Annotated in this window: 20 protein-coding genes and 1 pseudogene; 4 read left to right on the top strand and 17 right to left on the bottom strand. The window is 40.2% G+C overall.

Features of this window, described 5'->3' with window-relative positions:
- Positions 1-480: 480 nt before the first annotated feature.
- From BFS05_RS05295 to BFS05_RS05280, 4 genes are all read left to right on the top strand, one after another.
- Positions 481-1,071, top strand: a complete 591-nt coding sequence (locus BFS05_RS05295; protein WP_103014074.1) for a hypothetical protein — start codon at positions 481-483, stop codon at positions 1,069-1,071.
- A 19-nt stretch (positions 1,072-1,090) separates the two neighbouring features.
- A complete protein-coding gene (locus tag BFS05_RS07150) occupies positions 1,091-1,465 on the top strand; it encodes a methyltransferase (protein ID WP_374703773.1) in 375 nt (124 codons plus the stop codon).
- A gap of 33 nt (positions 1,466-1,498) precedes the next feature.
- A complete protein-coding gene (locus BFS05_RS05285) occupies positions 1,499-3,100 on the top strand; it encodes an ATP-binding cassette domain-containing protein (RefSeq protein WP_103014076.1) in 1,602 nt (533 codons plus the stop codon).
- Between the two features lie 227 nt (positions 3,101-3,327).
- Positions 3,328-3,900 (top strand): FMN-binding protein, encoded by a 573-nt coding sequence (locus BFS05_RS05280; protein WP_103014077.1) that lies wholly within the window; start codon positions 3,328-3,330, stop codon positions 3,898-3,900.
- A 43-nt stretch (positions 3,901-3,943) separates the two neighbouring features.
- Here BFS05_RS05280 and BFS05_RS05275 read toward each other — a convergent pair whose 3' ends face one another.
- The 17 genes and pseudogenes from BFS05_RS05275 to recO all read right to left on the bottom strand — a co-directional run bounded on the left by BFS05_RS05275 (position 3,944) and on the right by recO (position 22,983).
- The gene (locus tag BFS05_RS05275; RefSeq protein WP_103084939.1) at positions 3,944-4,666 is read right to left on the bottom strand and encodes a hypothetical protein; all 723 of its coding nucleotides are present in this window, start codon (positions 4,664-4,666) and stop codon (positions 3,944-3,946) included.
- Between the two features lie 257 nt (positions 4,667-4,923).
- Entirely contained in the window at positions 4,924-5,952 is a 1,029-nt protein-coding gene (locus BFS05_RS05270; protein ID WP_103014079.1) for an amidase domain-containing protein, read from the bottom strand.
- A gap of 382 nt (positions 5,953-6,334) precedes the next feature.
- Complete coding sequence (locus BFS05_RS05265) at positions 6,335-6,622, bottom strand: addiction module antidote protein (protein WP_004109873.1); 288 nt, start codon at positions 6,620-6,622, stop codon at positions 6,335-6,337.
- Positions 6,616-6,879 carry a type II toxin-antitoxin system RelE/ParE family toxin gene (locus BFS05_RS05260; protein ID WP_103014080.1) on the bottom strand — a complete coding sequence of 88 codons (264 nt, stop codon included), beginning with the start codon at positions 6,877-6,879 and terminating at the stop codon, positions 6,616-6,618. The genes BFS05_RS05265 and BFS05_RS05260 overlap by 7 nt, the downstream gene beginning before the upstream one ends.
- A gap of 474 nt (positions 6,880-7,353) precedes the next feature.
- Positions 7,354-8,769, bottom strand: coding sequence for a class I SAM-dependent RNA methyltransferase (locus BFS05_RS05255; RefSeq protein WP_103084938.1), 1,416 nt, complete (start codon positions 8,767-8,769; stop codon positions 7,354-7,356).
- A gap of 103 nt (positions 8,770-8,872) precedes the next feature.
- Positions 8,873-9,658: pseudogene (locus tag BFS05_RS05250) on the bottom strand (DUF3159 domain-containing protein); the annotation flags it as partial.
- A gap of 169 nt (positions 9,659-9,827) precedes the next feature.
- Positions 9,828-10,775 carry a DUF3710 domain-containing protein gene (locus BFS05_RS05245; protein WP_103084936.1) on the bottom strand — a complete coding sequence of 316 codons (948 nt, stop codon included), beginning with the start codon at positions 10,773-10,775 and terminating at the stop codon, positions 9,828-9,830.
- A 193-nt stretch (positions 10,776-10,968) separates the two neighbouring features.
- A complete protein-coding gene (locus BFS05_RS05240; RefSeq protein WP_103084935.1) occupies positions 10,969-11,835 on the bottom strand; it encodes an exodeoxyribonuclease III in 867 nt (288 codons plus the stop codon).
- 157 nt (positions 11,836-11,992) lie between these two features.
- Positions 11,993-14,017 (bottom strand): dipeptide ABC transporter ATP-binding protein, encoded by a 2,025-nt coding sequence (locus tag BFS05_RS05235; protein ID WP_103084934.1) that lies wholly within the window; start codon positions 14,015-14,017, stop codon positions 11,993-11,995.
- Positions 14,018-14,042: 25 nt separating this feature from the next.
- On the bottom strand, positions 14,043-15,035 hold the full coding sequence (locus BFS05_RS05230; RefSeq protein ID WP_103084933.1) for an ABC transporter permease: 993 nt from the start codon (positions 15,033-15,035) through the stop codon (positions 14,043-14,045).
- A gap of 13 nt (positions 15,036-15,048) precedes the next feature.
- Entirely contained in the window at positions 15,049-15,975 is a 927-nt protein-coding gene (locus BFS05_RS05225; RefSeq protein WP_103084932.1) for an ABC transporter permease, read from the bottom strand.
- A gap of 265 nt (positions 15,976-16,240) precedes the next feature.
- Positions 16,241-17,872, bottom strand: coding sequence for a peptide ABC transporter substrate-binding protein (locus BFS05_RS05220; RefSeq protein ID WP_103084931.1), 1,632 nt, complete (start codon positions 17,870-17,872; stop codon positions 16,241-16,243).
- Between the two features lie 391 nt (positions 17,873-18,263).
- Entirely contained in the window at positions 18,264-19,316 is a 1,053-nt protein-coding gene (locus tag BFS05_RS05210; RefSeq protein ID WP_103084929.1) for a tyrosine recombinase XerC, read from the bottom strand.
- 145 nt (positions 19,317-19,461) lie between these two features.
- Positions 19,462-19,752, bottom strand: a complete 291-nt coding sequence (locus BFS05_RS05205; RefSeq protein ID WP_103084964.1) for a DUF6725 family protein — start codon at positions 19,750-19,752, stop codon at positions 19,462-19,464.
- A gap of 21 nt (positions 19,753-19,773) precedes the next feature.
- Positions 19,774-20,937 (bottom strand): prephenate dehydrogenase, encoded by a 1,164-nt coding sequence (locus tag BFS05_RS05200; protein ID WP_103084928.1) that lies wholly within the window; start codon positions 20,935-20,937, stop codon positions 19,774-19,776.
- A 134-nt stretch (positions 20,938-21,071) separates the two neighbouring features.
- Positions 21,072-21,863, bottom strand: coding sequence for an isoprenyl transferase (locus BFS05_RS05195; protein ID WP_103084927.1), 792 nt, complete (start codon positions 21,861-21,863; stop codon positions 21,072-21,074).
- 394 nt (positions 21,864-22,257) lie between these two features.
- On the bottom strand, positions 22,258-22,983 hold the full coding sequence (gene recO, locus BFS05_RS05190; protein WP_103084926.1) for a DNA repair protein RecO: 726 nt from the start codon (positions 22,981-22,983) through the stop codon (positions 22,258-22,260).
- Positions 22,984-23,017 lie beyond the last annotated feature (34 nt).

Genomic DNA, 23,017 nt, shown 5'->3' with positions numbered 1-23,017 from the left:
TTAAATAATTCACTACAAACTACACAAATCCAATAGCTTATTTGACAAATTTGATAACACTATACCCTTGGCCAAAAAACAACAAATAATAATACAAAACAACAAAAACACTACAAAAAAACAGGGATCATAGACTAAAACAGTTCAAAACAAAAAGAGTGAAAAACAAAAAGCTTTCGGTTTTGAATGTCCCTAGTAGCAAACAAAACCGAAAGCAACACACTCAACACTCAAAACACACACGCATACGCAACCAACGCCAACACAAACCAGAGATAAAAATGTTAAAACAAAAACACAATCACTTTTATAACTCAATAAACATTACTGCTTTAATCAAAAACAATCTTGTTATACACTAGCTAAGCAATAAACAATAATGTAAAATAGTTTCATTATATTGTGTAGACTGTTTTATATTGCGTAAACTATTAAATTCTCATTTGAGAATCAAACCGCACTAGCAAAAGGTAGGAGTTTGTGAAAAATGATTTCAATTATGCCGACGATTCCGAGCGCGAATCAGACTCAGAAGCTGGAACAATATCGCCAGGCGTCAATGAAGAACGCTCAAAAACAAATCATGAATCGAAGAATGACTCGAATACTGCTGGGAGTGTCGACGGAATTACGTCAAATGACATTAACGAAACAATAGATTCAACTACCTTTGAAGAAAAACAAGCTGCTTCACTTATATTTGCACTCAAGACTCTAGGTTATAGCGACGAATGGAGCGGAATACTGCCAGATCCAGAAAGTTTTAATTTGTACCCAACGAATGTACAAGAAAGAATACTTAATCAGGCAGATGCTTTTACGGTCGATGAGTCTAAACGACAAGACAAACTTGTTAAAGCAGAAATAGAAACATCTAAAAGAAATACATGGATAAGCGCTGTACTATTTGTTTTATGCTTGCTTTCTGGACTAATAGCTTTCCTTATTACAAATAACCAATGGTCATGGACGCCATTGGCATTACCAGCAATTTCGTTCCTAAGAGATTTAATAACACACATAAAATCTCATTCAAGTAAGAATGAAACGGATAAAAACAGTAAAAACTAAATAGACAGGTAAAAACTAAATATACGGAATTGAAGCCAATAAAACCATTGAGTTTATGCCACTGGACTTTTTCCACGACAGTCTTCCGAGCGTAGATGTCGTTCTGTTGGATTCGATTTTAGCTGATTGGGATGATGACTGTTGTACAAAAATACTAAGAAATATTCTTCGATCGATTCGCCAATCTAGGGCGAACTTGGTTATCTCCGAGGCGATCAGATTTTCTTCTTCATCACATGTTGATGCTATAGGCAAACTGGCGCTAGCTTGTGCTGTTCAAGGACGGGTCAGAGAACCTGAAGATGTTCGGTCACTTGTTCTAGCTGCGGGTTTCACAGACTGTGAGCATGTTACAGAAAGTCCGATGCGCTTTTCCTTAATAGCACGACCTTAATTCATCTTTATTATTTCTCTGTGAGGTAAGAATATGGATCAGAGTGCTGTACGTTTGAATGGCGTGAGTCACAGTTTTGATGGAGATGTGCTCGTATTGAACGACATCTCAAGCCATGTTTCTAATACACGTATCGCAGTTGTCGGTGATAATGGAAGTGGCAAGTCAACGCTCTTGCGTATCATCGCAGGCACGATTTCTCCATCTCATGGCTCCGTAGTCCTAGGATCCGCACCGTATTTCATGGCACAGAATCGTAGCCCTGATGATAATCGCACGGTTGCCGAGTTTCTTGGTGTTGAGTGGTTCTTGAGGTCTTCCGAAAGACTTGAGGAAGGTAATTATAATGAGGAGGACTTAGCGTATTTAAGTGATAAATGGGAACTTGCGAGCCTGCTTGAGTCTGTTAAAGAAGAATGGTTCCCACAACTAGAGTATTCACGGTTGATCTCAGAAATCTCTGGTGGTGAGTTCGCGAACTTGGGGTTAGCGCGAGCTCAGATTGCCAAGCCGAGAATCTGTTTGCTTGATGAACCATCGAATAACCTTGATTTCGCTGGAAGAGAGCGGCTGGTGCGCTTTATTGCCGACTTTAAATACACCCTTATCGTGGCAACACATGATCGAAATATCATGGATTGCTTTGACAAGATTTGGGAAATCCGTGATGGTAGATTGACTCAGATAGATGGATCCTTCGCTGATTACTTGAACCATGTAAAGAATAGGCGAGCTGAGGCCACTCACGAGCTTAACAAAGCGCGAAAAGAGGTAAAAAGGCTGAAAAGTTCTCTTAGAGAATTAGAGCAACGGCAATCAATTCGTAGGAACGGTAATCAACGTGCATCGATTCAGAAGCGCGGCTCTAAAATGTCTATGAACGGTCTCAAAAGTAAGTCTGAGGGTACCTTAAGCAGACAACGATCACAGTTAACAGAGAAACGCCAAGATGCCGCTGAGACCGAATTGGCCGCAAAAAATAACATCGAAAAAGAACATACTATGCGTCTCGACGGTTTGCTGTCAGATCAAGAGGGCAGTAGGCGTCAGATTATATGTTTGTCTTCATGCACTGGCTGGCAAACCATTATCGGTGGTGACGATCGCGTTGCACTTGTTGGTGCTAACGGTGTTGGAAAGTCGCGCCTCATAGCAAGCATTAACAATAGCTCCTTGAGGTGCTCTGGTCCGGCTTGGGCAGAACCTTTGACCCCTGATCTTGAAAGTATTGGTATTCTCTCTCAGAACTCACTACATCTTGATCACTCAAAAACGATCTGGGACGAGCTTGTGCAAGGGATACCCAACCTTGAACGGCAACGAGTATTCGCTGTCATTGCTCGGCTTGATTTTAGCAGCGCAACGCCTGACAGCCTTGTATCTGAACTCTCGGGTGGCGAGCAGTTTAGACTTTCACTCGCGAAGCTCCTACTAGCTACCCCACCAAAACAACTCATTGTTTTAGATGAACCTACTAATAGTCTAGATATTCAAAGCCTCCGTGAGGTGAGAGATTTGCTGTCGCAGTTTGAAGGCGCTCTGCTAGTAATAAGTCATGATCGCGACTTTTTAGAGAGCCTCTCAATCACAAGATGGCTCGAACTTAGCAGTTCTGGATTATCTGAACTCGCATAATATATGCACCCGTCTTTCTGACAATATTAGATTTATGTGACCGAAGTGAGGTAAGCGATACACTTGCGATCAAAGAATACGTCGTTGAGTCTGCATCACTCAAAACCATGATGAAACTAAAAGAGCCCAAAGCTGGTCTAAGTTCAAACTATTCTCTTGTTCTGTATCTTACCTTTGAAAAAAGGGAAATTGGAGTCGAAATCCTAGCCAGTCGCTAGATATAGGGCATCCACCCTGAAGGATGTCGAATCCAAAAAAGTTGCAAAACTGTTGCTGCGCTTGCTGTTATAGCTGCATCATCTGCTATGTTGTCCGCTTGTGGAGAGCCAAAAGCTGTTCCTATGAACGATGAGTTCGCTGACAATTCTGGTCAAAGCGCGGATGATGGCGGTAATCCTTCAGGGAAGTACGATGCTGGCGCTCAGCAATCTCAGTCTTCTGCGCAAAGTGAAGATTCTGGGGATTCTAAAAACCAGTCTAAAACCGATACTGGCAATTACAAAGATGGCGATTACAAAATCAAAGCTACGTATGGTCCGGTTGCAGAAGATAGTTTTGATGTGCGCTTAAGCGTCGCAAATGGGAATATTAGCGATGTGCAAATGACTCCTCATCCGTTTACGCCGATTTCAAAAAAGCACATGAATGCTTTTGCTGGCGCTATTCCAGGTAAAATAGTTGGAAAGCCGTTGAAAGATTTGCATATTTCAGTTGTTGCTGGAGCAAGTTGGACTAGCGACGCATTCAATAAAGCGCTTGATGTTGCTCGCCAAGAGGCTTCAATTCAATCCGCACAATAATTGCAAGGCACAATCGCGATTATTGCGCAGATTGAATCAGCATCTAATCTTTTTTATTTTGAACGCTATCAACTGATTTTAATCGTACATTTTCCTTATATTTGTGCAACATTAAAGCAAAAGCTGTACAAGTGATTAGGTAGAAATTCCACGTAGTAACAAGAGTGAAAATATGAGGTCCAGGGTATGGATTGATTGAATACCCATACAATAGTTCTGTATCACTTGACCATAGCAATGTACCTAATGTATCAAAAATAATAATTACAATAGGTATTAATGCTTTCCATCGCATTGAATCTTTGCGCAAAGATAACACAGCAATTGCAAAGCAAATTGGCACATAAAATCCAGACAATTGTACTGCCTTATACAATGTTGAATTAACTGCATCATGCAATCCTGTAAACCAAAATCGAAGAAGTAATACAATACTTATAGCATCAATCACTACTAAAATAATCCACAAATATTTTGCACAGAAAGAATGAATATTTTTAAATTTTTTCTCCTCGGGAACAATATTGCAAGATGCACTATTTTCTGATTGTTCTTTCTCGATGAAAGTCTTATAACTATTAAATGCAAGAAGCATAACCAATACACTATGTACGCAAAAATTCAGGCATATAAGAACTGTATTTACTTCAGAGCCGGGATAATATGCATAATTTACCATAGGAACTTGTAATAGCTCTGCTAATGATTGCGCATACATGCAAATAAGCGTAGATATAACGAAAAGCGCTACTAGTGTTATTGACATTATCCAGCGTTTGCGCTCGCGACAAAATGCAATAACGCAAACCAACAATACAAGACTTACTACACTAGTCCATGCAAGACCGTCATATAAAACATACCCATTCGATGTGTTAATAAAATATCTATATGCCAGAGTAAGTAGGCATATAGTGTCAAGTGGAATAAACAATAACCACGCACACTTGCGTTTACAAATATTCTTTAGCAAATTCATTATTTACATTCTTCTTAAATGAAAATGTTACAAAATTTTACTATTTATCGACGTACTCTATAATAAATAGCTTTTCCGTCATGTTTTGGCCATCCACCATCCCACGCTAAATAATTCGTGGAATGTTGTGCAATCTTCAAACCATCGCGACCTTTTTGATACACGAAACCGATATGATCAACTTCTCCATCTTGGTTATAATCAACGCCGATAAAATCACCGTCAGCAACAGAATGAACAAGCTGTTTCCAATGCTTTGTATTGTAGCCACTTCCCATATAATTTTTGAAAGTATTAGCATTAACCCAAGAGATAGAAGTGTCATTCTGTGCCTTCCACCACCAACCTTTAGATGGATTATTATACATATCCATTGATACGCCACCGGCGTACAAAATTTGAGAAGCAAAATTTGTGCAATCTTCATCGCGTTCCCAAATCCACCAGCCTCTTTTTTTATAACCGTATTTTGGATTAGGTTTTACAGCATATTTTGCAGCATATTTTTTCGCGGCAGAAACATTAATCCCTAAACTACGGTCTGCGTAATATGGTTTATCATTATGATTTTCTGGTAATGTTGGCAAAAGTAGATAAGCGTTTTCTATGCCTTCTTCTTTAGATAGAAATCCATTAGAAATTTGTTTATTTATTTTTTCAAGTTCAGCAAGTATTGCATCATTCTCAGATCTATTTTCATACCAATCTAAAAATTCAACAGATTCTGTCGCGTCTGTTCTCAATGTATTTTTTTCATCCTCTTGTGAAAGAATGCTTTTATAAATTGTTGCTGTTTTTTCAGTTAATTCAGGCAATGAATAACTTTTCTTAGCCTTGTTGATAACACTAAAATGTTTAGATAAAAAGTTTTGCTTTGCTGAATTTGGGTCTTGGAATGTATCTAGTAATCTGAAACGCTCACCTTGGAATGCTATATAATTTCGTACTTTTACAAAACTACTTTCTTGAGTTGTAACGCCAGAATTATTATCGGCATATGCTACATTTACTAATCCATTAGCAATCAGTAGACAGGCAAAGCATGTAGCTATCATTTTATAACAAATTTTCATCTTATCTTCTCTCCTAATTAACCATGATGATCAGCAACCGTACTGATAAAAGAAACTAGCAAAGCGCTAGTTGCATGCATCTTTACGGTGCAACTAAACAACACATTAGAAATTCTACTATTGAATTTATATGGATGTCAATAAAATCATAAAACGATGTTTTATGTATATGGAATTGTTGTTCTGTTGCTATAAGTGCCATTTTGTTTCAAATATCAACTAAATATATTTAATATACTAAATGTATTAAAAATGTATGTAATTCTAGTCTTACGCCTTACAATTCAGTCATTGTAATTGTTGCATGACGCTGTAAACAGGACGCACGTTATCGTGGCAGATTTTGCTAGATTTGCGATTTTTGCCACGATAACTGTGTGTGTCACGCATTTGCTGGTTCTATTGCAATGCGTCCACCTAACGCTTGAACAACCTTCGCAATAGTTTGAAAGCTAGGATTGCCATCTCGTCTTAGGCTTTTATAAAGGCTTTCCCTACCAACCTCAGCTTTTTGAGCAATCTCTTTCATTCCTCGAGCTTTTGCAATATCACCTATAGCAGCTTGCAACAAGCGAGGATCGTTAAGTTCTGCTGCAGCATTGAGATATGCAATAACATCATCATCGTCCTCAAGATACTCACTCGCATCCCATTTACTTATATTTACCATTTCTTCTCCTCAATTAACTGTGCAAGAAGTATCTTCGCTTGCTTAATATCTTTACTTTGACTACTTTTATCCCCACCAGCAAGTAATAGCATTAACTTTGAGCCTTTTTGTGCAAAATACACACGATATCCTGGTCCAAAAGCGAAACGCAGTTCACTAATACCATTGCAAACTGGATGTAAATCACCTACTGGCTTACCTGCAATTTCACATAATCTCAGCCTCGCATTAATTCGAGCTTTAGATTGCAAGACCATGAGCCTACTAAGTCTCCTAAATTAGCGGATTTAGCTGATTAGTCGCGCGGGTTTTAAAATATACAAGGTTTGAAGGTGATGATTTTATGATTTCAGATAATATCTTCCATGATTCTTCACATGATAATTTGAAATCTAGCTTCATTACGTGTTGTATACAATGAAGCTTTGCTTTTGAACTCTGAAACTATTGCTCTGTACTCTGAAACTTTGATTTAGAACATCATATTATTTCTTACTATATTATGCTTGTAATACTGTATATCCCCACTTCACCAGCTGGGTGCAAGGTGGGTGCACTTTTTAACGTTATCCATCTTGTGCACTCGACCCTAGAACGTAGACATGTTCCCTCATACAGCCAAAACACACTCAAAAACCGCAAGAACCCAGCCTAAAGCCGCCACACACTAAACCTTTTAACGATAGCCCTCGCAAACCCCTGCTACATAAGGGCAAAAATGCACCCACCTATTAAGCCCTAGACATCAATACAACACTCTCGACGTGATGAGTGTTGGGATATATGTCGAACGCGCGCAAAGACTGAACGCTGTAGCCAAGCTCCTTAAACGTGCCAACATCGCGAGCAAGACTAGTCGGATCGCAAGCAACATACACAACGCTTCTTGCTCCAGACTTCGCAATCTGCTTACAAACTTGAGCTTTAGCACCAGCGCGCGGAGGATCTAACACAACAACATCAGGATGCGCAAAGCGTCGCACAATCTTAGACGACTTACTCGCCTTAAACACCTGCGATTCAAGCGTTTGCGCAACATCACCTTCAAGCGCTTCAACAACATCCCTGCTAAGACCCGCGCGCCCAATATTTCGCCTTGCATTCTTTACAGCAATCGGCGCACCCTCAATGCTAAGCACGCGAGCTGGTTCAGCAGCACCAAAAGCGCCAGCAGAACTAGATAAATCTCCGCCAACATTAGCCAAAGTCGAAAGCGGAATCGTAAACAAACCAGATCCAGAATACAAATCCCACAAAACCGTATTCTTACTACGCCCACCAAGCGCAGAACGGACTAATCCCAAAACGTAGCCCACCAAATGCTCTGGAGCTGCGCGATGAATCTGCCAAAAACCGCGCGCGTCAACATCATAATCAAAAGTACGCATACGCGATGAATCACCATCAACCGCAACTCGCACGCGCTCTCGCAACAAAGCCGAGCCTGCAATCAGCTCATCATTTACTATAAGCGCATAATTTTCGCCAATCGCATCAAGAAGCGCAGTCTTGTCACCCGAAACACCAAAATCCAAACCCTCAACCCTAGGCTCTGGAACAGCAAGACGAATTTGCGAATTTGGCTCAAATTCTCGATTCCACAAATCCAAAGAATCCGCAACTGCTAAAACAGCGCGGGATGCAAGTGGCATAGTATCAATCGCAATGCGATCATGCGACTCGCGCTTACGCATAGACAATCGGCCTTCATCATCCGCCACCAGCTCCATGCGCGTGCGCCAATTAAATCCGTTAAGCTCCTCATCCCCCGGCATGCGCTCAACGTTAACATCGCCTTCTTCAACATCCATATGCGCTAAACGCTGGAATTGATTTGCAATCACGGACGCCTTCCAACGAATCTGCCCAGGCAAAGAAACGTGAATTAAATCCGCGCCGCCAACTCCGCCACCCTGAGCCAAAGGACCAGCGAGTTTCCATTGCGGCTCCACGCGATCCGCACTAGGCTCCAAAACTTCTACAACTTCACCGGTGAAAAAGTGCGCTTTTGCACGCATCGGCTCATCCATGCGCACAACAACCAGCTCACCAGGCAGCGCAAATCGCACGAATACAACGCGCCCGTCAAGATGACCTACGCATCTTCCTTGATCCGCATATCTCTCGATTCGCATCGTCACTTGCATGTACTACCCCTTAGTTCTGCTTTTCTTCACTTTGCTTTTCGTTAATCTGTTTTTCTTCGCTAGAATTTACTTCGTTTTGATTTTCTTCAACCTGTTTTTCTTCGCTCTGTTTTTCTTCGCTAGAATTTTCTTCATTCTGCTTCTCGTTAACCTGCTTACCTTCGTCCTGCTTCTCACCAACCTGTTTTTCTTCGTGATTTTTATGATGAAGACGCATAAACGGCGTTGCAATAATCAAGTAAGAAACCCAAATCGCGAGCGCCCAGAACGGCAAACCCATAAGCAATCGAACTGTACCAAGCCACGCAACGTTATTCACCAAATACAGCGGAACTTGCAAAACGAGCCTCAGCACAAAAACAGCAATCCACAATCCTGTTACATACATATACGCTCGCTTAAGCGGCTTATAATCAAGCCATTCGTGAAGCCACGCACCAAAGTTTTCAGTAGGCATTTTACGAATAGACTCAATCACAAGCCCTAAAGCAGGCACTCGCACGATTAGCGATATGGCAAGAAAAACACTGTAAACGGCATTGGTAATAAATCCCAACATGTAATAGTCGCCAGCTTTATGACTCGTCCAAACCCAAATAAGGCATATTGCAATGGAAACAAGTCCGCTAATTACTCCCATAAGCGACTGCTTCTGAATAAGACGAATCACAACTTGCAAAACAGCAAGAGCAGCGGATGCAATAACAGTTGTCTGCAAATTGTTTGTTACAACAAAGCAAATAACAAACAGCAAGCCCGGCAGCATGGATTCGATTATTCCTCGAATACCACCTATGGAATCAATTACAGAAAAGTTGCTTCCATCGGAACCGATAGATGCAAGTGAGGCAAGACCTGAGCGTTTTTTGCTACGCGCACTATTTTCCAAGACGAAATCCTTTGCTGCCTTTTACTATATGGTTTTAACTATATGGTTTAACTAAATGTCTTAACTAAATGGACTTACTATATGGGCTTACTGCCAGCTTTCACAGATTTCACTATCGGCTTTCACTGCCAGCTTTCACAGTTTTCACTACCAGCTTTCACAGATTTCACTATCGAACTTCAGAGAACATCGGTCCGCGAGTGAGAGTTGTTTTTACTTCTACTTGCTGATCATAACCCAACGGCCTATTGTCACGCTTAAGAGCAGACTCCGCAGAATTATCTTCATTCGAATCCGCAGAATTCGAATCCGCAGACGAATCCGCAGACGCATCCGTCTTAGAGCTTTCTGCTCCAGCATTTGCCTCAGAAACTCCTGAAGCATCTTCATTTTCATCACTATTTTTAGCAATTGTCGGCTCATGCATAGGAATAAAATCACGCGGAGCCATTGGTTCTTCACCTCTATCTACAACAATTGAAGCGAACCATTTATTAAGAGCTACTGTTTCATCGCTATCTTTCATTGATGCGTCTGCTGCCGTTCCAGAAAATACTCCGCGAATCATCCAACGAACACCATCCACGCCAACAAATCTGGTTTGTATTGTTTTTCCTTCAATCTGTACAGGCAAAAGCAATTCTTTACCAAAAACACCGTCAGTTTCAGTGATTTCATTATTATTTTCCAATAGTTCTTTACGAACTTCATCCCAAATTCCAGTAGATTTAGGTGCAGCAAATGCTTCTATTTCTACGCTTGAAGATCCGTATGTAGCTATTGCGCCAATTACTTGATTTGTTTCACTGTGCTTTTTTAATCGCAATGAAATACCTTGAAGGAATGGAAGATAGAAAGCACCTAAATCTAAGTAATTGCTATAGTCTGGCACGTTTTCGTCGCTTATATCCCAAGGACCATGATTAATTTCATTCAAACCATTATTTTCATTCGTTGAATTATCAGAATTTTTTAAAGAATCTAAATAATCGTTGATTTTATTAAAATTATCTTCTTCAGGATTTAAATCTTGCTGTTCTTTACGCGATTCCGCCACTTCCTTAGTGGACTTTGCGCTAGCAACATGAGATCCGCGCTTAAAACCAAACCAGCCCATTATTCCTCGTTTCTTATAATTACAACTCAACAATAAGCAATACACTATTGATTATTGTAAATTGCTTAACTTCACTAGAATATCACAAGCAAAGCACTGAAAAATTTGAGCAAACGCTACATACATATACGCATGCGATTACTTAGTTATTTCACATTATGCAGATTAATTCTTACGATTCACACTTAACGCATCACACGTCATACTTTATACTTAACGGAGCGTGATCAGACCATCGCGCATCATAGCTTTCAGCACGATCGATTACAAATCCGCGAGCGCTTTCCGCAATTTCAGGAGTTGCGAACTGGTAGTCTAATCTCCAGCCAACGTTATTATCGAAGGCTTTACCGCGCTGACTCCACCAAGTGTACGGTCCTTGAATATCTCCTGCAAGCATGCGCATAACGTCAACAAACTCGTACTCGTTAATCCAGCGATCGATATACGCGCGTTCCTCTGGTAAGAATCCTGCGCTATTTTCATTAGCCTTAGCATTTTTAATATCTAACGGCGTATGAGCAATATTAAAATCGCCGCACAAAATCGCCTGATTTCCGCCACTTGCCGCAGAGTCTCGAAGCTCCCCCAAACGTATAAGCATTGTGTCTAAGAATCGGAATTTTTGTTGCATTTTTTGCGGATCGTCCACGTTCCCAGCATGAACATACACAGAGGCAATAGTGATTTCATACCCTTCAGGGGTACGCACGTCAGTTTCAACCCATCGCCCAGAATCAACATCCTCGCTTAATCCGGGCAAACCGTAGCGTTTTTCAACTACAGGAAGAGACGTAACTAAAGCTACTCCAGCTCGACCTTTTACACGGCAAACTTCATTTGTATAGGTAAAATTATCGTTTTCTATAGGATTTGCGATATTTTCAGACGCGCGATATCCCATTTCAATTTTTGTCATGATTGGGTCGATTGCATCCTGCGGAGCGCGCACTTCTTGCATACACCACACGTCTGGAGTATGCGCATCAGACCAGTCAAGCATACCTTTGCGCTCAGCTGCACGAATACCATTTAAATTCGAAGTCGTAATTGTAATCATGTAATCAACTCTAATATGCGCACAACACAAACAGCACCATTACACAAAAATAAAGGTGCAGAAGTTTTGACTCCTACACCTTCATTTTAAATTTAAATTTATTTTAAATTTATAGTTTATAAGACGCTAGTTTTAAGGCTCATAAACCAGCTTGCAACTAGTCCAAGCCAAGCTCCAAGTTTCTACCTGGAATTGCATCGAGCAAATCACGAGTGTATGCCATTCGCGGATGATCAAACACTTCGTCTGTAGTTGCATGTTCAACAAGTCTTCCGTGCTGCATAACAACAACTTCGTCTGCAATCTGACGAACCACAGCCAAATCGTGAGTAATGAACAAATAACTCAAACCACGCTCGGCTTGCAAGTCGTTAAGCAAACGCAAAACCTGATCCTGCACAAGCACATCCAAAGCGGATACAGCTTCATCGCAAACAATTACGTCAGGATTCAAAGCCATAGCTCGCGCAATTGCAATACGCTGACGCTGACCGCCTGAAAGCTCATTCGGGAAGCGAGTCATAACAGAAGCAGGCATTTGAACCATATCTAAAAGCTCGCGAACTCGATTCTGTCTACTCTTCTTATCGCCAATCTTATGAATTCTCAAAGGCTCTTCAATAGAACGGTAGATAGAATACATAGGATCAAGAGATCCATAAGGATTCTGGAATACTGGCTGTACGTGACGGCGGAAATTAAGCAAATCCACACCCTTCAAGTTAGCAATATCCTTGCCCTCGTAAGTCACTGTTCCACTTGTCGGCTTAAGCAAACGCAAAACCATATTTGCAACAGTAGATTTACCGGAACCAGACTCACCCACAATTGCCAAAGTTGTTCCGCGCTTAACGGAGAATGAAACATTATTCACAGCTTTGAACAGTACCTTATTACGCGGAAGCCTAAACTCACGAGTTAAGTTATTCACAGTAATAATATGCTCACTCTTTTCAAGAGTTTGCTCACCTACTACGTGATGCTCAAGCAAGTTATCGACATTACCGCCGCGTTCTTTAACAGAAATAATGCGTTGAGATGCCAAAGATGGAGCTGCGGCAACAAGTCGCTTTGTATAAGGATGCTGAGGATGCTGCAAAACTTCCAAAGATGGACCAGATTCAACAACGCGACCCTTATACATAACCACAACGTGCTGCGCGCGAGCTGCAGCCAAGCCTAAGTCGTGAGTAATAAACAGTACAGAAGTACCGAGCGAATCTGTAAGCGTATGCAAGTGGTCAAGAATACGCTTTTGAACAGTAACATCCAAAGCGGAAGTTGGCTCATCTGCAATAAGCAAATCTGGGCGGCAAGCCAAACCAATAGAAATCAAAGCACGCTGACGCATACCGCCAGAAAACTCGTGTGGGAACTGACGCGCACGAGTTGCTGCATCTGGCAAACCAGCCTCATCAAGCAAACCTGCAATACGATCTTCAATAGTTGCGCCAACAACATACTTTTTGGCAATTTCCCAAGCTTTATCGTCATTCACGCCATACTTGATTAAATCGTCAGCCACACGCCAGCGAGTTTCAGAACCAGGAACCCACTCTTTTTTGTAGTATTCCATGGCTTCTCTGAACTTTGCAGGATTGCTACGACCTTCAAGTCCAACTTCCTTCAAAGCTCCTGCAGCAACTTTCATAAGTTCAGGAAGCTCTTTAGAGCCGAGGAATGTTTCGTCATCATTGTTTTTGACTTGAACTGCGTCACCAGCAAGTGCCTCAGCTAATGAGGAACGCTTCTCGTGATTAACATCAACTCCATTTGCAATTAATGCTTCTTTAACTTGTGTACCAATACGCCACACAGGGTTCAAGTTGCTCATAGGATCTTGCGGCACTAAGCCCATAGCATTACCGCGCAAAGCTGCATATTCTTTTGGCTTTAGATTGCTTATTTCTTTGCCTTTAAGCTTTATAGATCCACCAGTAACGTGACCTGTCCCAGGAAGCAAACCAAGAACAGCCATTGCAGAAGTTGACTTTCCTGAACCAGATTCGCCCACGATTGCAACCCACTGCCCTGGATAAACACAGAAGCTTACGTCTTGAACGGCGTGAACAGCTTTTTTGGAATCTGTTGTGAAATCAACTTGAAGATTTTTAACTTCCAACAAAGGGCCTTGCTCTAATTGCATGGCGCGAATGTTTACATCTTTACGTGTAGTATTCATGAGTTTCTATTCCTTCACGATGATTTCACGCCTTGCGGCTCTTTGGATCCAATGCATCCTTAACAGCGTCACCCATCATAATGAAAGCGAGTACTGTAATAGCAAGTGCTGCAGATGGATACAACAAAACTTCTGGATTTGTACTAAGAGCGTCATGAGCAGCATCAGAAATATCTCCGCCCCAGCTAACTGTTGTTGTTGGCAAACCTATTCCTAAGAAGCTTAAAGTTGCTTCCAAAACAATGTAAGAGCCAAGCGAAGTTGTACCAACAACAATGATTGGAGCTAGAGAATTTGGAATAATATGACGGAAAAGATTACGTATTGGAGTTGAACCTAAAGCCGTAGAAGCAGTATTAAACTCAAGATTCTTTGACTCCATAACGGCACTTCTTGCAATTCGAGCTACACCAACCCAACCAAAAAGTACCATTACAAGTACTATTTTCCAGATTGACTTAGAAGTACGGAACATTTGCAAAATTACAATAGCTCCGAGAAGCATTGGCAAAGCTAAGAAGATATCGGTGATACGGCTAAGAACTGCATCAATCCATCCGCCAAAGAAACCAGCTAATGCGCCAATTAATGAGCCGACTATTACAACTAAGATTGTTGCTAACAAGCCAACACTTACAGAAGTGCGAGTTCCGTATATAACTCGTGCGTATGTATCACAGCCTTGCGAATTAAATCCAAATATACTAGAGCCAGATGCAGGATCCAAAGCAAGTTCCGTTAAACACTTATTAGGATCAGCTTTAGTGAAAGCGCTTGGGAAAAGCGCAATAACGAAAATAATTGCAATAACAATTGAAGAAATTATAAACAAAGGATTTCTACGCAATGTACGCCAAGCATCAGCCCACATACTTGTAGCAGGAGCAGATTCATCTACGGAATCAACTTCTTTCAAAGGAGTTTCACTAAGAGGAGCAACGTAATGCTCTTGTCCAGGCAATGTTTCGTATTTTACAGAAGCATTTACAGCCAAATTTTTTTCTAAATTATTTTCCATAATTAATGCTCCACTACTCGTAACGAATTCGCGGATCAAGAGCCGCGTACAATATATCAACCAACAAATTGCTCACAACAAAAATAAGCATAAGAAGTGTAACTACAGAAACAACAAGATTGCCTTCACCCTTAAAAATGCCATTGAATGTAAGCAATCCAACACCTTGAATGTTAAAGATTCTTTCAGAAATCATTGCGCCGCCCATAAGAGCGCCCAAATCCTGACCAAGGAATGTAACAACAGGGATTAAGGAATTACGAAGAATGTGTCTAATAACAACAACACTTTCTTTTAAGCCTTTAGCACGAGCAGTACGCACATAATCTAAGGATATATTCGAAGAGATTTCAGACCTAGTAAGTCGAATAATATATGCCATTGAAACAGATCCAAGAACCATTGCTGGAAGAAGCAAATCTAAGAATCCAGGATTGTTACTAGCTGTAACTGGTAATATGCGCCATTTAACACCGAATAAGTATTGCGAAACATAACCTGTAACAAAGGTTGGAACAGAAATAAGAAGAAGCGAGACAACAAGAATTACGCTATCGTACCACTTTCCTTTTTTCAAACCGGAGATAATTCCGAAAGTAATACCGAATAATGTTTCGAAAGCGAATGCCATAATAGCGAGCTTGATCGTAACTGGGAATGCACGACCAATTTCGTCAATTACAGGCTGACCCGAAAAAGTATGACCGAAATCAAGGGTAAGAGCATTCTTTAAGAATATTAAATATTGAATAATAAATGGTTTATCCAAGTTATACTCAGCGCGTATATGCGCAGCAACAGCAGGATTAACTGGTTTTTCGCCGAACATTGCTTTTACCGGGTCTCCAGGCAAAGCAAAGACTAAAGCGTAAACCAGTAAAGTTGTGCCGAGAATAACAGGAATCATCTGCAAAATGCGTCGCAGAATGTATTTACCCATTGGTTTCTCCTTACTTATTTTTTAATTAAAACCTTAATTAAAATTTTTAATAAACTTTTGCAGACTACTACGCCCAACTTCACTAATCTGCTTGTACCCCATACTAGAACATACAAAACGCAAATTGCTGTCCCGAATATTCGAATCAATTTCAATATTTCAATATTTCAATATTTCAATTCGAGATCCGGGACAGCCGCACGTTCTACATGCTATTAAATTATGATTTATTTTTTCTAAGATGCTTGATTTTTATCTTAGATTTTTACTTATGAAGCTGGTAGTAGAGTGGCATATTCTGCCAATCCATTACGAATCCTTGCAATGAAGGAACCATCACAGCCTTAGCGTTCGAGTAGAACAATGGGATTGATGGAAGATCCGCAAGAAGGATTTCGTTTGCTTGCTGATAAAGCTTAGTAGCTTCTTCTGGCTTAGCAGATGCAGCCTTAGTAAGCAATTCATCAAACTTTGGATTCTTATAATCGCCTTCGTTTGAACCATTTCCATCAGCAGCAACAGATGCAAATTCCTGAGTCAAGTAATTTTCTGGGCTTGGGTAATCTGGCATCCAGCCTGCACGCCATGCGCCCTTAATCTGACGCTTAGAGCATGCGTTACGGAATTCCTGGAAGGTTGGAATTGGAGTAGTTTCAGCCTTGATTCCAAGATTATTCTTAAGGGCATTCACAACAGCATCGAACACAGACTTAGCATTGCCATCAGCATTGTAAGAGAATGTAAGAGTATCGTTGTACTTGGAAATCTTATCGGCCTTAGCCCAAAGTTCCTTAGCTTTCTTTGCATTGAATTCTACGTTCTCGTGACCCTTAAGATCAGGCTTATAACCTGGAGTCAAAGGAGAAGTGAACTCGTTTGCTGGAGAAGCGGTAGAGCTGAGGATCTTCTTTACGATAAGAGCACGATCGATAGCCATAGAAAGTGCCTGACGACGCAAGCGGCCTTCTTCAGTCTTAACATCGAAGTGTGGAAGGCTGGAAGGAATTGTGAACTGCTGAATTACAGAGCCAGGACGGTTGTAAGCCTTAACAGTAGTATCCTTCTCAAAAGTCCTAGTTTGGGTATCTGGAATGTTATCAGTCATATCGAGGTTACCAGCCTGAACATCGCGATATGCTGCAGTTCCATCAGTGTAAACCTTGAATGTAACACCATCATTCTGAGCCTTACGTGGGCCATCGTAATCTGGGTTCTTCACAACTTCAATCTGCTTGTTGTGATCCCAAGACTTGAACAAGTATGGACCAGAAGAAACTGGCTTTTCGCCATAAGCCTTTGGATCCTTGTAGAAGGATTCTGGAAGTGGAGCGAATGCCAAGTAACCAACCTTAATTGGGAACACTGAATCTGACTGCTTCAAATCAACGGTGAAGGTGTTCTTATCAACAACCTTTAAACCGGAAAGCTGTTCGTCACCCTTGGTGTCGCCCTTTTGCAAGTCATCATAACCCTTAATGGTCTGGAAGAAGGAAGCGCACTTCTGAGCATTCTTAGCATTTGCAACGAAGCTCCATGCTTTGGTGAAGCTTTCAGCGGTAATAGGAGTACCATCGCTGAACTTCTTGCCTTCCTTCAACTTCACAGTGTACTGAGTAGCATCATTATTTGGAGTAATGCTTTCAGCATCTTCGTTTACTGCATTGCCCTTTTCATCAAAAGTGACCAATGTGGAATTGACTAACATGGCAGGACGTGCGCCAGCATTTTCGTTAATGTTGCCAGGCACTAATTCGTTCTGTGGCTCAGAATTAGAAACGGTAATAATAACCTTACCACCGTTTGTCTGTGCAGTCTTCGAATCAGAGGAGCCGCAGCCACCAAGTAACATGGCCAGCGAGCAGGCTGCAGCGGCAAAAGCCAAAGCCTTATTCTTCATATTTATTCTCCTAACGTGTGGTAGGCAATTTTTGGGACAAAACCCAAATTTTATTAATAAACGAAAAGTCGAGTTACAAGCGTTAACAAAAAATCCACCTAGTATTTATTGCCAGATGGATAAATTGCAAAGCCAATAAGGGGCCTCTTCGTTGATTAAAATTAAATGGTACGTGTTTTTACGAACAATGCAAGCACATGCAGAAAATATAAAATTTTCGGTTTACTACAAAATTATCGACGAACAAAATATTATTTTCGAATAAGAAAAGAAAATATTCCGATATTATCTATCGTTTTTTGCGGCTTCTTACACGAATTAACATATTACAAAAATGTAAATTAATAATTTGATAGTGTAAAAAACATGTTAATTCAGAAGTTTTTATGATCTATGCACGAGGAAAAGCTTGCGAATATCGCTGTTTCAAAGCCTCAATAGAAACATGAGTATATCTTTGAGTAGTTGTAAGCGAAGAATGCCCTAACATTTCCTGCACTTCTCGCAAATCAGCTCCGCCGTTAAGCATATGAGTTGCAGCACTGTGACGCAAAGCATGAGGAGAAATATCTGGTACATTCGCGCGAGCAGCCGCATCATGCACAATCTGCCTTACTAAACGTTGATCAATTCGCTTACCGCGAGATCCAACAAATAGCGCAATTTCAGCAGGATTTTGCAATAAAATTGCCCGACCATCCTTAGAAATCCAAGCCAATAATGCTTTATAAGCAGGAATCCCAAAAGGAACAACGCGCTGCTTATTGCCTTTACCAGTAACTTTCATAGTATGAGATTCAAAATTAATATCCTTAAAATTTAATCCAGTAAGCTCTCCTACACGAATTCCAGTTGCATATAAAAGCTCTAATATTGCTGCATTTCGCAAATCAATTGCCGCTTTTTTAGGCGAATAAGAAGATGCATTATCACTAGCGCCATCACAAGCACCATCACAAGCAATATCCCTCGCGCCATCAGCAGAATCAGCAGAATCAGCAGAATCATTTTTAGAATAATATTCGCTTATATTTTTATAAGATTTACTCGCTTGTTCATCAACACTATTCATTAGCTTTTCTGCTTGCGACTCGTCTAATACAGTTGGCAGAACATTGGCGATTTTTGGAGTTGCAAGTATTTCTGAAGGATTAGATTTTATATGATTTTCATGCACGCACCAATCAAAAAATCCACGAATAGCAACTACTTTCCTAGCTAAACTAGAACGCGCAACCTTTGACGACTCATAAGCCATCCATAATCTCAAGTCATCTGTAACAATTTTATTTAAGTCATTAAATCCATGACTTTCGCACCATTCAAGAAACTGTTCTATATCTACACAATATGACTTAACAGTATTCGCGCTTAAACCTTTATTGTTAGAAATATACGCACAATAATCGTCAACAAACGTGCAGAAACGCTGATTATTTTCCATAGTTCTCACCGTTGATTAACTCTAATATTTTCAACTTATTCAACCAATTACTCAACTTACTCAACCAATATTCAACCAATTACTCAACTTATTATTCAACAACTTACTCAACTATTATTCAATCGATTATTAATGTAAGAATATACTACTTAATTGGTTTTTGAAAACGTCTTTCAGGAATCGGTTTCCAACGAACTATATCAGACGCATTTATATACATTTCCTGAGCAGCCCTGGAACCATTCGCAGCCGGATCGCGCATTATATGAAGCGTAATTCCATCAAAGTCAATTACATGCCCAATAACATCAAAATATTCAAATTTGCCATAATTAGTATTCTCTGAAGTTTTTTTGACTTTACAAGTTCTTACCACAATGCGAGATCCTGCAGGAATCTTATTCGGAATGGGCACTTCAACAATAGGAACACACATAGATTGCATAAAATTCACCATTTAACCCATGAATTTCATCATAATATTATTTTTCTTCAAACGTAAATCATAAGAATATTCATTGTCAGAAGAAAAATCGACATTTTCATAATCTAAATTAGATGAAATTCCAATAATTTCCTCACCATTTTTCGCCAAATCTAAAAGTTTTTCACGCCAATTCGATACAGAATCTGCAGAATACACAGAATACTCCGCAGAATCCGCAGAATCAGTCAAAGTCCCAGAATCACCAGAATCAGCCAAAGTCACAGAAGTCCCGGAATCCAAAGAAGATTCTTTATTCCTAACAGCATACTTATATTCTCGCCACGGCTGAGCTTTCGCAAAGAATTCTTTTTCAGCGCTATCAGCATCCTCAGCAGAATCCTCTAACATAGTTGCAGCTTTATCTAACTCTTTAATAAGCGAGCGCAATAATATTGCAACATTATGTCTATCTTCACTTACCATTGCACGCGTGCGATTAGGATCCGTTAAAGATACGCGCGTCATATCTCTCCAAGATCCAGCAGAAAGTTGAATTGCAATATTGCGGTATTGATTATCACACAATACGTTCGCGAGCGCAGTAGATACAACATGAGGCATGTGTGAAATTAGCGCTGCAGACTTGTCATGAATATCGTCATTAATTACTATTGCTCTATTTTTGCAAACATTCGTTATCATATGTAAAACGTTTGCTACACGCCATAGCTTTGTATTTGAATCAACAGTTAATGCCCACAAAGCGTTATCAAGCAATTCAGCATAAGAAGATTTCCATCCAGTGAACTCACTTCCCGCCATTGGGTGCGCGCCGACGTAACATTCTCCAAGATTTGCAGCTTTAACTTGATTTCGAACTATATCTTTTACGCTGCCAACGTCGCTTAGAGTTGTGACAGATTGGTCAATATTGTTTTCTAATTGTTTTAAAACACTTGGCATAGACGCTAGCGAATTACATAAAACTAATACATTAGGTTTTTTTAACGCTAGATCTTTAACACTATCTACGCATATAATTCCAGCTTCTCGCGCTTGACTATATATGTCGGTATGTCTGTTATAAGCGTAAACAGTGCAATTTTGTTTAACTAATCTTTTTGCTAAAGATCCGCCGATAAGCCCTAATCCCACAATTCCTACTGTAAATTTTGTGTTATAAGCATTTAACATATCGACTCTCAGTCCAACAAATCAACAAAACAACAAGACAATCAATTAATCAATTAACAAATTAATCAATCCACAAATAATTTAGCAACTCAATAACTCAAAGAATCAGCAAATTAGCAAATCAACAAATCACATTAATTTGCGACTCCACCGAATCTTCTATCGCGATGCGCATAACGGTCAATAGAACGCCACAATGCTTCACGATTAAAATCTGGGAATAATTCAGGCACAAAATCAAGCTCTGCATAAGATGCTTCCCAAGGCAAGAAGTTACTCGTGCGCTGCTCGCCAGATGTGCGAATCATTAAATCACAATCAGGAACATCCGGATTATACAAGTGATCGGCAATCATCTTTTCTGTAACTCGATCACCTTTTATTTTTCCTTCGCGTACTTCTTTAAGAATTGCTGAACAAGCATCTGCAATTTCTGCTCTACCGCCATAATTAATGCAAAACACTACGTCGATAGTGGAATTATCCTTCGTATATTCTTGAGCTGATTCTAATTCGTCTATTACAGACTTCCATAATCGTGGGCGCCTACCCGACCAACGAACTCTAACGCCCCAATCATTCATTTGTTTAACGCGCCTACGAATAATATCTCGCGAAAATCCCATAAGAAAATGGACTTCTTGCGGAGAACGCTTCCAGTTTTCAGTAGAAAACGTATACAAGCTTAAATATCTAACCCCAGCTTCTATAGCTCCGGCAATAATATCGAATACAACAGGCTCTGCAGCTCTATGACCTTCTGTGCGAACCATTCCTCGCTCTTGCGCCCAGCGACCATTACCATCCATAATAACGCCAATATGACGTGGCACACTGTTTTTAGGGAAAACAGGTATGCGAGAAGTGTCACTAAAAGGAGCAGCAGGAATCTCCAGAGAAGCGTAATCAACATTTTCAAAAGCCATAATTATTAATTCAACAACTCCATAGAACTAACTACACACTAGAAACAATGCATTATAAGCATTATTAAAAGATGTACGCAATATTATCATCGAAACTATTATTCACCTAAATTTTGCTCTGACAATCACCAATACCATTATTTACATCACTCACAGCAAACCTCCAAACCTAACACTTACCGTTAAAATATTGCTATCAACTATCACACATAAACAATCGCCAGCACAATCAGCCAGCACAACTGACTACGCGATAGCCGACATAAATTGTTTAACGAACCTGTCAGATATTATACGTAAGCAAAGCATAAATTAATTCACACAAAAATACGTAAATTTATGACATACAAAACTTTTAACATGCGAAAACACTACTTATTACTTACTATTTTCGCTAAAAACTATCTGAAAAATTCATAGAACGAATAGGACGCTCGAGATAATATTCACACCAACATTTCACACAATTAACAACTTCGTCGTCTAAAACACTGCCGTCAAGATTATTCCAGTCACCTTGAATTAGCGCACGAATTTTACAACGAGCCTCATCACTACAGCGCAAAGATTCAGCAGAACAATCAGCCACGCACGTAATACCGCCTAAAGCTGGGCTAAAATACTTAAGATTTTCATTCGTTCCGCAAACTGCGCAAGAAGTAATACGAGGCGACCAACCTGCAATACATAATGCACGCATTACATATGACAATCCTATTTCTTCAGGAGAATGCACGCCTCTAGAAAGTGCAGACAAAGCAGCTATAAGCAAAGAATATTGCGAAGACGTATCTTGATAAGAATCATTAACAATATAGTCAATAACTTCAACCATTAAATTTGCGTATTTATAAGAATCGTAATTAGCGCAAATCGGCGCCGCGTAAGTAGATAACGAAACAGCCTGAGAAATCACATCAAGAGACTTGCCTTTAGCAATCAGCATATTTACTCGCATAAAAGGCTCAAGTCTTCCACCAAAACGCGATTTTAAGCGGCGAACTCCTTTGGCAACAGCTCTAACTTTCCCATGATTGCGCGTAAGCATAACCACAATACGATCTGCCTCACCAAGAGGAAAAGTGCGAAGAACTACAGCTTCATCATTATATAATGGCATATTTTCTGCTTACTTCTTAAGTAACGCTTTATCT

It is taken from the genome of Gardnerella coleohominis (genome assembly GCF_002896555.1).
GTDB lineage: Bacteria > Actinomycetota > Actinomycetes > Actinomycetales > Bifidobacteriaceae > Bifidobacterium > Bifidobacterium vaginale_F.
Note: the sequence above shows the minus strand (reverse complement) of the source record. Positions and strands in the feature narration are given on the sequence as shown.

Coding starts and splice junctions, on each gene's coding strand:
- BFS05_RS05210 (WP_103084929.1), bottom strand. CDS start 19,316: ATGGAAAATAATCAGCGTTTCTGCACGTTTGTTGACGATTATTGTGCG.
- BFS05_RS05275 (WP_103084939.1), bottom strand. CDS start 4,666: ATGTCAATAACACTAGTAGCGCTTTTCGTTATATCTACGCTTATTTGC.
- BFS05_RS05195 (WP_103084927.1), bottom strand. CDS start 21,863: ATGGCTTTTGAAAATGTTGATTACGCTTCTCTGGAGATTCCTGCTGCT.
- BFS05_RS05255 (WP_103084938.1), bottom strand. CDS start 8,769: ATGCAAGTGACGATGCGAATCGAGAGATATGCGGATCAAGGAAGATGC.
- BFS05_RS05270 (WP_103014079.1), bottom strand. CDS start 5,952: ATGAAAATTTGTTATAAAATGATAGCTACATGCTTTGCCTGTCTACTG.
- BFS05_RS05205 (WP_103084964.1), bottom strand. CDS start 19,752: ATGTGTGTTCCTATTGTTGAAGTGCCCATTCCGAATAAGATTCCTGCA.
- BFS05_RS05225 (WP_103084932.1), bottom strand. CDS start 15,975: ATGGGTAAATACATTCTGCGACGCATTTTGCAGATGATTCCTGTTATT.
- BFS05_RS05265 (WP_004109873.1), bottom strand. CDS start 6,622: ATGGTAAATATAAGTAAATGGGATGCGAGTGAGTATCTTGAGGACGAT.
- BFS05_RS05260 (WP_103014080.1), bottom strand. CDS start 6,879: ATGGTCTTGCAATCTAAAGCTCGAATTAATGCGAGGCTGAGATTATGT.
- recO (WP_103084926.1), bottom strand. CDS start 22,983: ATGCCATTATATAATGATGAAGCTGTAGTTCTTCGCACTTTTCCTCTT.
- BFS05_RS05230 (WP_103084933.1), bottom strand. CDS start 15,035: ATGGAAAATAATTTAGAAAAAAATTTGGCTGTAAATGCTTCTGTAAAA.
- BFS05_RS05285 (WP_103014076.1), top strand. CDS start 1,499: ATGGATCAGAGTGCTGTACGTTTGAATGGCGTGAGTCACAGTTTTGAT.
- BFS05_RS05245 (WP_103084936.1), bottom strand. CDS start 10,775: ATGGGCTGGTTTGGTTTTAAGCGCGGATCTCATGTTGCTAGCGCAAAG.
- BFS05_RS05200 (WP_103084928.1), bottom strand. CDS start 20,937: ATGTTAAATGCTTATAACACAAAATTTACAGTAGGAATTGTGGGATTA.
- BFS05_RS05220 (WP_103084931.1), bottom strand. CDS start 17,872: ATGAAGAATAAGGCTTTGGCTTTTGCCGCTGCAGCCTGCTCGCTGGCC.
- BFS05_RS05235 (WP_103084934.1), bottom strand. CDS start 14,017: ATGAATACTACACGTAAAGATGTAAACATTCGCGCCATGCAATTAGAG.
- BFS05_RS05240 (WP_103084935.1), bottom strand. CDS start 11,835: ATGATTACAATTACGACTTCGAATTTAAATGGTATTCGTGCAGCTGAG.